The organism is Flavivirga jejuensis (assembly GCF_030540765.1).
GTDB classification, from domain to species: domain Bacteria; phylum Bacteroidota; class Bacteroidia; order Flavobacteriales; family Flavobacteriaceae; genus Flavivirga; species Flavivirga jejuensis.
The window spans coordinates 245,703-260,172 of the sequence record NZ_JAUOEL010000006.1 but is presented as its reverse complement, the minus strand read 5'-3'; the positions used below and the strand labels follow the sequence as shown (position 1 = coordinate 260,172).

Genomic DNA, 14,470 nt, shown 5'->3' with positions numbered 1-14,470 from the left:
ACTAACCTTTTGAAGGTTATATTTATTAGATTAACACTGGTTCAAAGTGAGGCTGTAACTATTTTGAGTTTGATATAATATGTTCGAGCTTAAACTCCTGTTTTTCCATTCATAACTTATTGGTTTTATATATTAAGTCTATCAATTTAGTATAATGATTACACTAATATAGTTAAAAAACGCTTAATTTTTATGTATTTCGTCGATTTCTTGTTCTATTTTGTCTACAAATAATATGAAAACTTCTCCAGGCATTATTATTTTTTTGTTTTTTAAAGCTAATCCTTCAATATTAATGTTATCTGGTCTAAATTCATTTTTATATAACTCATGGAAAAATACTTTAACTTTATCACAGCATGTAACATTAATAAATATGTCATCAATTATTTTGCTACTTGAAAAAGAAATAGACCTGTCTATATCATATTTTTGTGTCATAGTTATTACCTTTTCTACTTGATATTCGTTTTTACCATTTAATGGAATAATAATGTCTTTTTTATATTTACTTGTTTTATTATCAAATTTTGATTTATCTGGTATTTCATATGGCTCTTCTCCATTTTCTTTAATTAAATCATTTAAACTTTTTCCATCGATTACTGTTAAATCCTTATCAATTTGGGTTTTTATTTCATTATTATCTTCTTCAATTGAATCAACCCAGAATTTTAATTCGATTTTTCCTTTCTTATTTGAAACTATTGTAAAATCTGTAGTTTCAGTAAATTTAATGATATTGTTGTCTAGTAGTTTTACATCGTAATATACCCTAAAACCACGATAATAATATTCTAAATTATTATTATTAAAAAAGTAATTATCTAATTGAGATTTTAAGTTCATTTTCTCCCATAAAACAGGAAATTTAATTTTGTATTTAAAATATGTAATATTTTTCCAGTTGTTTTTGAGCTGGTCATCGTCAAGACTTGTTAAAAATTTATCAGAAAAAACAAAAGATTCAAATTGTTCATTAATTATTTTTTTGAAATCGGCAGATAAAATAATTTTTTTTATGTGTGTTTTTACAAAATATAAAGAGTTTATATATTTTAATATTCCCGAAAAAACACCAATACCAACAATAGAGAAGCTTAAAGTTGATAAGTATTTTTTTATTTCTTCATTTAAATCTAAATATGAAAATGCTATTAAAGTTAAAATTGGAATTAGAAAAATTATTAAAAAAGAATGTTTATTATAATAAAGGGATAATAGTTTATAAATTTCTTGATTGTCCTTTTTAGATTTATAGATTATAAATATTAAAAAACATAACATTATTAATATAATTACCCCTAAAATGATATAATTTATATTTTCTGTAAACCAATTTGTTTTTACTGTTTCATTGACCATAAAATTTATAATTGTTAGTAATAAAAACAATTTATATTTTTCACATAAAAAGCTCTTATTTATTTGTTGATTACAAAAAAACAGGTTGTTGGTAAGAAAATTATTTCAATAAGAAGAATTGTAAAATAGCAAGTAGTCTGAAAACAATTATCTTATTCTTAATAAACAAGTTCAAAATCTAATATATCGTTCAATTCTTTCCCATTTATAATGATGGAAATTTGATGTTTTCCAACATGAAATTTACGTGTTGTGATTACTTTAAACGATTGTTTTCTGTTAATGCTTGTAGTCGAGTTTTTAGGATAGTCTTTTTCACTTATTTTAAATACTTTTTTGGATAAAGAACCATTTGCTTTTTGGTAATAAAGCCCATATTCTAATCGGATTTTAGAGGTATGATTACTGGTATTAAGGAGGTTTAATGAGAATTCGACAAAGTCTCCAATTTTAACTTTTGGTGTCAATATTTTAAAATCGTTTACTTTTATTTTATCGATGGCTCCAAAACCAAATAATGTCATCACTTCTGTATTTCCTTGTTTTAAAAGTGTCCTGCATGCATGTTTAATTAACCAATCGGTCTCTTTACTTGTACCTTGCCATTTTTTAACAAGTCTTATAACAGTTTCAGGATTATCTTTAGAGATATCATTTAAATTGTTTGCGACACTTCTTCGTACATATTCAGACGGGTCGTTTTTTAATTTTTCAAGAATAGGAATAATAGGAGCAGGGGCTTCCTTTAATGATGGAATAGCCATAGCCCAGGGAAGTCTTGGTCTACAGCCTTCTGTAGCTAATCGTCTAACAGAACTGTGTTTATGGTTTGCCCAAAGCAACATTTGCTTTATTGTGCTATCTTGGTATTTTATTATAAAAGGTCTAACGGCAAATTCACAACTTACAAATTGTGTAATTACTTCAAAAGCTTTTATGGATTTATCGTAATGCTCTAAACCATAAATTTCTATAAAATCGGGAAAGAAAATAAATTCTAAATTATCTGGTTTGAATCCGTTTTTTTCTAATACAGGGATGAGTTTTAATAGTGTTTCGACATTGGTGTTAAAATCATCAAATAGATGCTTTTTAAGCACTTGAGTAATATGTCGCATACGTTGTTTTAGCTCTCTGTTTTCCCATTCAGTATCATATATTTCTTTTAAGAAAGATACTTTGTTGAAATCTGGAATAACTTCATTTACAGAAGTAACAAAGCGATCAAAGAATTTTGTATTATATATGTTTTTAAATAATTCTGCCATTTTTATACCCTTTTAATAATTAGTATTTCGTTAGTTATGTCCCATTTACTTATTTTATAGGTTAATAACCTGAGTTCGACGTAAGTTAATAAGGTTGTTTTTGTAAAATACTGTTTGTGAGATGTTTATCTTAATAAAGTGAATTTTAGATATCAGAAACATATTCAAATTTATTAGTTTCAAGCTAAAAACCAATAAACATACCATCTTCTTCCTTAAATTATCATAAACTAGCTAGCTAGTCTATAATAATTATAAGTTGAATCTAGCATATTTATTGACTTTTATCTATGATCCTTACATTGAACTCAGGTTAATAATAAAACAAAAATAAAATAGGAGAGTGACAACCTTATGTCAACTAGGGTCTGTTAATTGGCTAAAATATTTAGAGAGAGAGAAATCTTTTTGATAATCAAAGGTTTGAGAGGCCACATTTATTTTTAAAATTCTATCTAATCGGAATTCTCTTATTTCATTTCTTAGCCTACAATGCGCTACCATAATCCAAGCCTTATCTGTGTAGTAAATACCTAAAGGTTCAATGTCTCTTAATGTTTGTTCGTTTTTATAAATTGAATGATAAGTGACCTCAAGAATTTTAGTATTAGTAATTGCTTTTTGAATTATTGATAACCAATTACTTTCAAATATTTCTTTTTTATAAGAAGGTACTATCCTGTTTTCTAATTTAGCTACATTTTCTTTTTCAAAATCTCTTAGAACGGACTTGATCTTTATCAGTATAGAATTAAAATCTTTAATAAGCGAAGCATCACCTTGATTGGAGATAAGTTTTTCAGAAATGATTAATGCGTTAGCTTCTTCTTCTGTAATCATTATTGGAGGTAGGGAATAACCATCAACAATAAAATATCCGATCCCATTTTCTGAACCGATTGGTACACCTGCTTCTTGAAGTGTTTTAATATCTCTGTAAACAGTTCGTAAACTAATTTCAAACCTGTCAGCAATCTCTTTAGCTGTTACTACTTTTTTAGATTGTAATTGAATTAGGATGGCTGTTATTCTAGTAAGTCTGTTCATTAAGTTGTAAAAAAATTATGTATTTAGTGTTAAATATAATGTTTAGAAGCGATCTAGTGTATGTTGTTTAATTTCTTTTCTATAAACGAACTTATTGGATCGATCTTCTCTAAAGGAGCACCGTTTACTAGAAACTTTGTAACACATATTTAGATTTCTTTTTTTGTTCCCAATAAATATAACACAACACCAGGACCAGATTTTATTTTTCCAATCTCCCAATTAAAGGATTCGTGACCATTTAAACTTTTTACGAGCTCATTCATTTCTTTTACAGAATATGTACGCAAAGAAGATACCACCCCATCCCACAGAACAAAAAGAGGCACAATGGGAATTAGATACGTAAAAATGAATCGTCCAATTTTGAAAGGACGAATAAAAGGCGTTGTAAATAAGACGCTTAAAGGAGAAAAAAGCATAGCTAAAATACTAGGGATACTTCTTTCTTGTGCTTCAAAAATCCCTATTGGATTACTAGAATCAACTGCGTTTTGCAAAATTTGTCTGGCATCATTGGGTTTAAAATGATGTAGAGAAAGAAATTGTGTTCGTAATCCTTTTAATTCTTTTGGAACCTTTCTGGCATCAATTGATTTTTCCAGAAATTCAAAATTATCTGCTTGAGTTTTTGTGTATTTAAACGCAGGAATATTTGGATAATAATCGGTTAAAACTATTTTTAAATCAGGAATATTAGCCTTTAGTTCGGTGTTTAGCCAAATTAGTCCGCCACCACCGCCAGATCCAAGATCAATAATTTGATTCGTCTTACTTTCTTTAAGCCCTTTTTCTATTATTGGAATTATTGGTTTATACAGTTTGGTTTTATTAGAAAGAAATTGTAAAAAATCTGTTCCGTAGTTTCTTAAAAATGCGGGAAACCATTTTTGATCTTCAAATTCAAATAAATGTATTCTGCTCATCTTTAAAATTTTAAATACAATACTATATCTATATGCTATTTAGTGTTTGGTTGTAAATACAACATTATTTACAATAACAAAAATACAGTAATTATTATTTCAATTGTAATATTTGATATTGGTTTTACAGACTTGCAAAACAAACAGAAGTTTATTATTGAAAAGAAATTTAGCCTACAAATAAGAAGTTATTTTGCCTTTTTTTCGTGCTTTTCAACAATAGTAATAGCAGCAATTAAATCTTTGACTTCCATGTTTTCTATGTCTTCATCTACATAAAAAGGAGCCAGCTTATCTTTACTATAGTTGTATATTTTCCAACGATTAAATTGGTATTCAAGAGATGTAAAGTTTTCAACCCAATCTCCAGAATTTAAATACATGGTTTTACCATGTTTATTTTCCTTATATTCCATTTTTGGCTGATGAATATGGCCGCAAATTACATATTCATAACCATTCTCAATAGCCAGATCGGAAATAACTTTTTCATAATCATTAATGTACTTTATAGCACCTTTAACACCATTTTTTACTTTTTTAGATAACGAATAACGCTCTTTGCCTCGTTTTTCTAAATACCAATTTATAAAACGGTTAACAAGCGTTAGTAAATCGTAACCATAACCACCAAGCTTTGCAAGCCATTTAGCATTTTGTATAGAAACATCGAAAACATCACCATGAAAAAACCAGGCTCTTTTTCCATTTAATTCTAAAACAAGCTTATCTACAATAGAAATATTACCAATAGTGGTATTACTAAATTTACGTAACATTTCGTCGTGGTTTCCAGTAATGTAAATAATATCAACACCATCGGCAGCCATATCCATAATCTTCTTAATAACTTTTAAGTGAGATTTAGGAAAGTAACGTTTACTAAATTGCCATATATCAATAATATCACCATTCAGTATTAATTTTTTTGGTTCAATACTATTTAAATAAGTAAGAAGGTGTTTTGCATGGCAGCCGTAAGTTCCTAGGTGAACATCTGATATGACTGCGATTTCTATTTTACGTTTAATTTTCAATAGTAGTTATAGTTTATACAAATTACTAGATTTTATATGATGTAGATATTATCTTATAATTATTTAAATATGAGTATTATGTTAAATGATAGTTCTACAAATAGTTAAATGGATGCTACTTTTTAGATTTCTAAAAGTAGATTTATTTTAAGAATAGTTCAGACTGAACTTTAGGACATTTGTTGAGATCCATTGGGAATCTAAAATAAAGGGTTTGTTTTAAGTTTATACACGTAAAAAAAATACCATTATAGCTGAGTATTTAGGGTAGATGATTTCGAAAAAAGCTTTATTTTAGCAGCAAAATTTTATATATGGCAGGTAATTCCTTTGGACGACTATTTAATGTAACAACTTATGGAGAATCTCATGGCCCTGCTTTAGGAGGTGTGATAGATGGGTGTCCCCCAGGAATCGAGTTAGATTTAGAGGCTATTCAAAACGAACTTGATAGAAGAAAACCAGGGCAGTCTGCTATTGTAACACAACGAAAAGAGCCAGATACCGTTAAATTTCATTCTGGTATTTTTGAAGGTAAAACAACAGGAACCTCTATTGGTTTTGTTATAGAAAACACCAACCAAAAATCTCATGATTATACTCATATAAAAGATAGCTATAGACCAAGTCATGCAGATTATGTATACGACAAAAAATATGGTTTTAGAGACTATCGTGGTGGCGGACGAAGTTCTGCAAGAGAAACCGCATGCCGTGTGGTTGCAGGTGCCATTGCGAAACAACTACTAAAGGGTATTGAAATAACAGCCTATGTTTCTGGTGTTGGTACCATGAAACTGAATACACCATATACCGAATTAGACTTAACAAAAACAGAATCAAATATAGTAAGATGTCCTGACCAAGCTATGGCAGCAAATATGGAAACTTACATAAAAGAAGTACGTAGCAAAGGGGATACCGTTGGAGGTATTGTTAGTTGTGTGATTAAAAATGTACCCGTTGGTTTGGGAGAACCTGTGTTCGATAAATTGCATGCAGAATTAGGTAAAGCCATGCTTTCTATTAACGCCGTAAAAGGATTTGAATACGGTAGTGGATTCGAGGGGAGTACCATGTATGGCAGCGATCATAACGATTCGTTTAATAACGATGGTACCACTAAAACTAATTTTTCAGGCGGCATCCAAGGCGGTATAAGTAACGGGATGGATATTTATTTTAGCGTAGCCTTCAAACCAGTAGCCACACTTATTCAGAAATACGAAACTATAGATAAAGAAGGCAATACTGTCGAAATGCAAGGTAAAGGCCGTCATGATCCCTGTGTGGTTCCAAGAGCTGTACCTATTGTAGAAGCGATGGCTGCTTTGGTTTTAGCAGACTTTTATTTGATTAATAAAATGTATCATTAGGAGCTATTTCCTGCTTTCCGTTATATCTTTTTAAAATTTTATAACCTAGGAGTGTGTTCGACGAAGTAATTTGTTGACTCCTACCAATGGTTATTGTATCTTCTTTAAGTTTTAAAAAGGATGCCACTTCAATCAGGGCTAACAAGTCTTCAATAAGCTATTTTCAATGTATTGAAGAAAGTGCTTATAAATATCATTTCCTATTACTTAACTTCTAATATTTAGAATTAAAAGGAAATGGGGTAAATTAGTATATAATTTTAATAATAATTAAATATATATTTGCAGTAAGATAATAAATACAAGTCTCTTTAAAAGTAGGTTTGTATTTACTAAATGATTAATAACCCCCAAACTCCAAATTATGAAATATATAATTACCCTTTTTTGTTTTTTAATATTACCTATTACTATTTCCTCACAGGAATTGGTGAGTACTACTATTGTATCCAAGGATATAAGTTGTACAGGTGCCTGTGATGGGGAAATGATTATTAATGCAACTGGAGGTATTCCTCCATATACCTATTCTATAGACGATTCTTTTGTAACTTCTAATGTTTTCTCTGGTTTATGTCCAGGCGTATATGAAGCTGTAGTGAAAGATTCAGAAAGTGCGACTGTTAGTGTTATACTATCTATTCAAGAGCAAGCACCTGTAACTATGCAAGTAACGAAGACACAGCCATCACCAAATACAGCAGATGGAGCCATTGAAATTAGTGTATCTGGAGGTGTTTCCCCCTATACATATTCAATAGATGGAGATACCTTTCAATCTCAAAATATATTTTCAAATTTATCTTCTGGAACTTATAACGTTTCTGTTAAAGATGGGAATGGCTGTACTTACTCAGAGATTATAGCCATTTTTCCGCCAGAATTGGTGAGTACTGTTATTGTATCTAAAGATATAAGTTGTACAGGTGCCTGTGATGGGGAAATAATTATTAATGGAACAGGAGGTATTCCCCCATATACCTATTCAATAGATGATTCTTTTGTAACTTCTAATGTTTTCTCTGGTTTATGTCCTGGCATATATGAAGCTGTGGTGAAAGATTCAGAAAGTGCGACTGTTAGTGTTATACTATCTATTCAAGAGCAAGCACCTGTAACTATGCAAGTAACGACGACACAGCCATCACCAAATACAGCAGATGGAGCCATTGAAATTAGTGCATCTGGAGGTGTTCTTCCTTATACATATTCAATAGATGGAGTTACCTTTCAAGCTCTAAATAAATTTTCAAATTTATCTTCTGGAACTTATAACGTGTCTGTTAAAGATGGAAATGGCTGTCTTTTCTCAGATATGATAACAATAAATGAAATTGATAATGAATTAACGAGTGTTTTTACAATTACAGGTGTAAATTATTGTAACGGTGACTGTAGTGGACAAATAGTTATTGATGCAACAGGAGGCATACAACCTTATACCTATTCTATAGATGATTCTTTTGTAACTTCTAATACTTTTACAAGCTTATGTTCAGGTGTATATGAAGCTGTGGTGAAAGATTCAGAAGGTGCGACTGTTAGTATTATGTTATCTATTGAAGAGCCAGAACTTCTAACTATGGAAGTAACAAATATACTGCCATCAACAGATGTAGCAAGTGGTGTTATTGAAATTAGTGCTTCTGGAGGAACAGGAGTACTTAGATATGCCATTTCTCCTAGATTAGATCAGTTTTATGAAAAGAATATATTTGATGGTCTTCTTCCAGACACATATACTGTATTAGTTCAAGATTCAAATGGTTGTTTTTTAATGGAAACGGTAACTGTAGATCAAATTAGTGTTGATAATACTGTAACAATAAATGGTGACATATTAACTCCAAATTTAGAGGCAGATACGTATCAATGGATCAATGCTGATACTCAAACTATAATAGATGGAGCAACAAATAAAACTTTTAAAGCAGAACAAACAGGTAGATATAGAGTGGAAATGACCATAACAGAACCAGGCGTAATAGTTAAACAAGCTAAAGTTGCTAAAATAACTAGCGTTTCTTCTCCAATTTATCAAATTACTGTCTTAGGTGTTAATGATAATACCTTCGATACTTTTAAAGTATATCCTATTCCAGCAGATACTTCTTTAAAGTTACCAAAAACTTCAATTAATAAAAACTATAGTATATATAGCGTTTTAGGACAAAAAATAGACTCAGGAAAGATTATAAATCAAGATTTTTCAATTAAAGCGCTTTCAAAAGGTCTTTATTATTTAAATATTGAGGAACATGGTACTTCTAAGTTTATTAAAAATTAGAAAAAGTAAATAATAATCTAAAATTAACCCGTTGTGCATTTTGAATAAAATTTGCCAATTCGAGTGAATTTCATTCATTTTTTTGAATGAAATTAGTATCGAGAATAAAAATTTCCGATATTAAAACCTGTTCTCGATACAATTTCGACAAAAAAGTCGAACTCACTCGAACTCAGGTTGACAGTTAATTTAGCCGAAAAAATCAAAATGCACAACAGGTTAAAATTAGTATGAAAACAAAAAACAGTAAAGTTAGCTTTTCTGTTTTTTTATTTCTATTAAATAGAAGCGATTTTATTTTCAATTAGTGCATTAATTAGTAAAATCAATTACATGTCAATTGATATAACTTTAAATATATTTTAAATTCAAAAAAGAGGTGATTTCATAAAATAAAAAATAAGATAAACGGCAATTTTAAAACTGTCTTAACAAACACATCAAAAATACTTATCTTGCTGTGAAAATTTACAATTAATTATATAGAAATATTACTGCATGAAAAAACTAGCACTACACTGGAAGATCATTATTGGTATGATTCTAGGAATCATTTTTGGATTTATAATGAATTCCGTAGGAGGAAAGGGGTTTGTAAGCGACTGGATCGCCCCTTTTGGAACCATTTTTATCAATCTACTTAAACTTATTGCAGTACCATTAATCTTAGCATCTTTAATAAAAGGGATTTCAGATTTAAAAGATATTTCTAAGATTAAAACGATGGGGTTACGTACCATTGGGATATACATAACCACCACCTTAGTTGCTATAATTATTGGTTTAAGTATTGTAAATACTATAAAACCTGGGGATGGTATGCCACAAGATACTATTGAAAAGATTAAGTTAAAATACGAAAATGATGCTGGTGTTTCAGATAAGTTAACAAAAGCATCTGCACAAAAAGATGCAGGCCCCTTACAAGCATTAGTTGATATTTTTCCAAGTAATATTTTTCAAGCCTTAGGTAATGCCAAGATGCTTCAAGTTATTTTCTTTGCCTTATTTGTTGGTATTTCTTTGCTGTTAATTCCTGAGAAAAAGGCGAAGCCTTTAGTTAATTTTTTCGATTCGTTAAACGAGGTCGTTATGAAAATGGTAGACCTTATTATGCTTTTTGCACCTTATGCTGTATTTGCTTTAATGGCGAATGTTATTATTGCTTTTGATGATACCGAAATACTTCTAAAACTATTAAATTATGCTCTGTGTGTTGTAGGTGGTTTAATTTTAATGATTGGTTTTTACCTCATTTTAGTAAAAGTTTATACTAAAAAATCACCTATGTGGTTTTTAAAAGAAATAAGTCCCGCACAATTATTAGCTTTTTCAACCAGCAGTAGTGCTGCTACCTTACCAGTTACTATGGAACGTGTAGAAGAGCACCTTGGAGTAGATAAGGAAGTGTCAGGGTTTGTTTTACCAGTTGGAGCTACCGTTAATATGGACGGAACAAGTTTATACCAAGGCATTGCAGCCGTATTTATTATGCAAGTTATCTGGCCCGAAGGTTTAACGTTTACAAATCAATTAGTTATTATTGCTACAGCTTTATTAGCTTCTATAGGTAGTGCTGCAGTACCTAGTGCAGGAATGGTTATGTTAGTTATTGTTTTAGAATCTATTGGTTTTCCAGCAGAACTATTGCCTATAGGACTTGCACTTATTTTTGCGGTAGACAGACCGTTAGATATGTGTAGAACTGTTGTAAACGTAACTGGAGATGCTACTGTATCTATGATGGTTGCCAAATCTTTAGGCAAACTACATGATCCAAAACCCAAAGAATGGGATGATAATTATGAAAAAGTGAAATAATACCTTTTTTTTAATGTTCAGTGTTCAGTGTTCAGTGTTCAGTTGGAAGTATATGATAAATGATAATCAAAATAACGTTTTGTCATGTCGAAATGCGGGACGATTGAGACATCTCATAATGGTTGGTATTTAACAGTGTAAGTAACTAGTATTCAATTTAAAACTTTGCGTATTAACGCTTTTATAAAAAAATAATGAACTCTAATATTTCAATTTCATCACCCATAGTTTCAGTAGAATGGCTTCACAATAATTTAGAAGCGAGCCACCTAATTATTTTAGATGGTACTATAAATAAAGTGTTTGATCCATCACAAACTCAAATACCAAATTCACGACTTTTTGATATTAAAAAGAAATTTAGCGACGTTAATGCTCCATTTCCTAGTACATTTCCAGCACAGGAACAATTTCAAAAAGAAGCTAGAGCTTTAGGAATAAATAAGGACAGTCTCATAGTTGTTTATGATGATAAGGGGATTTACTCGAGTGCCCGTGTTTGGTGGTTATTTAGATCTTTCGGATATAATAATATAGCTATTTTAAACGGGGGATTTCCTGCTTGGAAAAAAGCGAACTATAAAACTGAAGCCATGAAAAACTATACTGGTGAATTGGGTGATTTTGAAGCTAATTATAAGCCCGAAAATATGAGGTTTTTTGATGATATAAAACAAGCTTCAAAAAATAAAACACATCGTATCATTGATGCGCGATCTGAAAGTCGATTTAATAGTTTAGAGCCAGAACCAAGAGAAGGCTTACGAATGGGAAACATTCGTAATTCGGTGAATTTACCTTTTACAGACCTGTTAGATAATGGCGTTCTAAAACCTAAAGAAGCCATTGAAAAAGCGCTTAGTGAAAGGGCTGATAAAGAAGACCCTATTATTTTTTCGTGTGGTTCGGGGATAACAGCATGTGTATTAGCTTTAGGAGCCACTATTTCTGGTTATAAAAACATATCGGTTTATGATGGTTCTTGGACCGAGTGGGGGAGTTTGGTTAATTAGTATAGACTATGATAATTATAAAGTTGAATCTAGCATATTTATTGACTTTTATCTACGACCCTATCATCGAACTTAGGTTATAAAAAGACATTGGCACGAGAAAATATTTTAAGAAGTTTGAAGTAAAACCTCAAAGAAAATGATAGATCATTTTTATATCATTTTCTTTGAGATTTTTAAGTAATAAAAAAATTCTTGAAACTGACTATCCCCGGCAGAGCCATAGAGGTATTTCGCCAGTTTCATTTTGCCTTTATAGAGGCAAAAATCGAATTTTGTTATTTTGCCTCACCCAGAACTGCCTTTTTTTGCAGTTCTGACCTCTCCAAAGGAGAGGTTAATTGGAAACCCCGACCCCAAGGGTCGGAGAATTTTTAGATTAAAGGTTGATCTTTTTATATTTTGGATATTTTAAGGAATATGAGAATTTATAGGAGACAGATTGATCTGATGCTAGATCAACTTTCCATTCTAACAATCCTTTTTTAGAATCATAATTAGCGGTGCCATAAACAATATCATCGACTTTGATCTCTTTGTTTTGACTGATTGGGATTCTATCAATCAAAACAAGATCTACAGGAGATCGTTTATTGTTTTTTAATTCGATCTCAAATGCTTTATTTACAATTTTATTATTACCAATAAATGTCGTTTTCTTAAAATTATTTACAGTATTGCGTTTTATAACGACGTTAGGATCTACACCTAATGAAACCGTAAGACTGTCGGTGGTAGCTTGAGGATTGATATTTGTTTTACCAGAATAACTCCCTTCAAAATAGATATTTGCTTCACCAGGCAATAAGTTAAATTGTTCCCAATCTCCAATTTTTGCTGTAAGAAAAACATTTTCATTGACTAATGGAGCTGCATAGTATGAATATTTAGCAGGAATAGAGTAGTTGTCAATCTCGATAACTGTGATTTCACCATCAGAGGGCATACTATGTTCCTTTTTTATTTCAAAACGTCTGGTTGTGATGCCATCTTCGATAATGTCTCCATTAGAAGTGTGCTTTTTCTCTTTCTTTTTATACGTACTTGATCTGGTATTTGAAGTACTATTGCTTACATACCCTATAACCACAACCTCATCAAGGCTGCATACATCAGCTTCCATAGCTACATTCATTATGCTAGAGTGTATGGGGAGAGTTTCTGTAATATAACCTATATACGACAGCACTAATTCTTTACCACCATTAGTGTTAATGGAGTATTTACCGTCAAAACCAGTAGCCACTCCATTGGTCGTGCCTTTTACTATAACATTTACTCCAGGAAGGGGTAATCCAGTTTCATCAGTAACAATACCACTTACCGTTTTAATAAATGGATTATACTTATAATTATAATTTTTGGTAGCATTAGTGCTGTTATAATTACTGTACCTATTTATAAAGTTTAAATATTTAGGATTTACATCTGGTTTTATATTATTAGTATTAGGATCACTGGTTGATAGCGTGAGTTTTATATTATTCCAATCTATTCCAGTTTTTTGATACACATGTGCCTTGTACCCTAATTCTATGGGCGTATTTATGCTATTTGCTTTTAGGTTGTATACAGGAAACCAACCAGCTTCAGTAACATTATATTTTATAACGAGTTCTAATTGATGTGGCACACTGGTATTTAGTTTTACAGTAATGTCTCCAGTTTGTTCTTTATCATCAACATTGAATTCAGTTAATTGCTGTTGTATTTCTGTAATCTGCTTATTATAGGAACGCTTCTTTTTTAAAGACTTATTAATTAAATTATTTACCTCTGTAATGCGTTTTCTATAATACGTTGCAAATTCCTGAAGTTTCACCAGATTTACCACCTGATTTTCATTGCCTAATTGTCGGTTTGTTTGTATAACACTTAGTTCCTCTTTATATCCTAAAATGAGATTATCCTCAAGTTCTATAGCCTCATTTAAGACCTTTATTTGATCTTGAAGCGTTATAATCTGGTTACTTTTATTTTGCTTGGTTAAAAAATTTATCCCATAATTTATGGATAGAATGGAAGCACTCTTTAATCCAGAAATTTGTATACTGCTTTCTTGAATATTAGGTGAGAGTTTATTAAAAGTAAATTGAGTTGTACCTACTGGCAAAGAAATTTTTGCAGTTCGAGTTATTTGAGCCCCATTAATATAAACAATAACCTCATTTATAAATGATGATGTTGGTTTAGAATTATTAGAATTATAGGAGAAGCCTAAAGTTGTTATTAGTAAAAAAGAAAGTAATAGCTTTTTCATGATAGATTATTTTTAGTTTTGAATAAAACTATCATTACTGGACATTTTATAAAACTAAAAATGAGTGTAA

At 30.5% G+C, this 14,470-nt stretch carries 10 protein-coding genes; 4 read left to right on the top strand and 6 right to left on the bottom strand.

The genetic code is table 11. The features are described from left to right. Nucleotides 1–183 precede the first annotated feature (183 nt). The 5 genes from Q4Q40_RS17265 to Q4Q40_RS17245 form a co-directional block, all read right to left on the bottom strand. The gene (locus Q4Q40_RS17265) at nucleotides 184–1,365 is read right to left on the bottom strand and encodes a hypothetical protein (protein WP_303303190.1); all 1,182 of its coding nucleotides are present in this window, start codon (nucleotides 1,363–1,365) and stop codon (nucleotides 184–186) included. Between the two features lie 158 nt (nucleotides 1,366–1,523). Then, nucleotides 1,524–2,633, bottom strand: a complete 1,110-nt coding sequence (locus Q4Q40_RS17260; RefSeq protein WP_303303189.1) for a DNA alkylation repair protein — start codon at nucleotides 2,631–2,633, stop codon at nucleotides 1,524–1,526. Nucleotides 2,634–2,990: 357 nt separating this feature from the next. After that, nucleotides 2,991–3,680, bottom strand: a complete 690-nt coding sequence (locus Q4Q40_RS17255) for a helix-turn-helix transcriptional regulator (RefSeq protein ID WP_303303188.1) — start codon at nucleotides 3,678–3,680, stop codon at nucleotides 2,991–2,993. Nucleotides 3,681–3,829: 149 nt separating this feature from the next. Then, nucleotides 3,830–4,606, bottom strand: coding sequence for a hypothetical protein (locus tag Q4Q40_RS17250; protein ID WP_303303187.1), 777 nt, complete (start codon nucleotides 4,604–4,606; stop codon nucleotides 3,830–3,832). Between the two features lie 188 nt (nucleotides 4,607–4,794). Continuing rightward, complete coding sequence (locus Q4Q40_RS17245) at nucleotides 4,795–5,643, bottom strand: UDP-2,3-diacylglucosamine diphosphatase (protein WP_303303186.1); 849 nt, start codon at nucleotides 5,641–5,643, stop codon at nucleotides 4,795–4,797. 314 nt (nucleotides 5,644–5,957) lie between these two features. Here Q4Q40_RS17245 and aroC point away from each other — a divergent pair, with 314 nt between their 5' ends. The 4 genes from aroC to Q4Q40_RS17225 all read left to right on the top strand — a co-directional run bounded on the left by aroC (nucleotide 5,958) and on the right by Q4Q40_RS17225 (nucleotide 12,140). Then, nucleotides 5,958–7,019, top strand: a complete 1,062-nt coding sequence (aroC, locus tag Q4Q40_RS17240; RefSeq protein WP_303303185.1) for a chorismate synthase — start codon at nucleotides 5,958–5,960, stop codon at nucleotides 7,017–7,019. A 364-nt stretch (nucleotides 7,020–7,383) separates the two neighbouring features. After that, nucleotides 7,384–9,306 (top strand): T9SS type A sorting domain-containing protein, encoded by a 1,923-nt coding sequence (locus Q4Q40_RS17235; RefSeq protein ID WP_303303184.1) that lies wholly within the window; start codon nucleotides 7,384–7,386, stop codon nucleotides 9,304–9,306. Between the two features lie 498 nt (nucleotides 9,307–9,804). Next, on the top strand, nucleotides 9,805–11,127 hold the full coding sequence (locus Q4Q40_RS17230; protein ID WP_303303183.1) for a dicarboxylate/amino acid:cation symporter: 1,323 nt from the start codon (nucleotides 9,805–9,807) through the stop codon (nucleotides 11,125–11,127). A gap of 194 nt (nucleotides 11,128–11,321) precedes the next feature. Continuing rightward, nucleotides 11,322–12,140 (top strand): sulfurtransferase, encoded by an 819-nt coding sequence (locus tag Q4Q40_RS17225; protein ID WP_303303182.1) that lies wholly within the window; start codon nucleotides 11,322–11,324, stop codon nucleotides 12,138–12,140. Between the two features lie 379 nt (nucleotides 12,141–12,519). Here Q4Q40_RS17225 and Q4Q40_RS17220 read toward each other — a convergent pair whose 3' ends face one another. Next, complete coding sequence (locus Q4Q40_RS17220; protein WP_303303180.1) at nucleotides 12,520–14,400, bottom strand: mucoidy inhibitor MuiA family protein; 1,881 nt, start codon at nucleotides 14,398–14,400, stop codon at nucleotides 12,520–12,522. Nucleotides 14,401–14,470 lie beyond the last annotated feature (70 nt).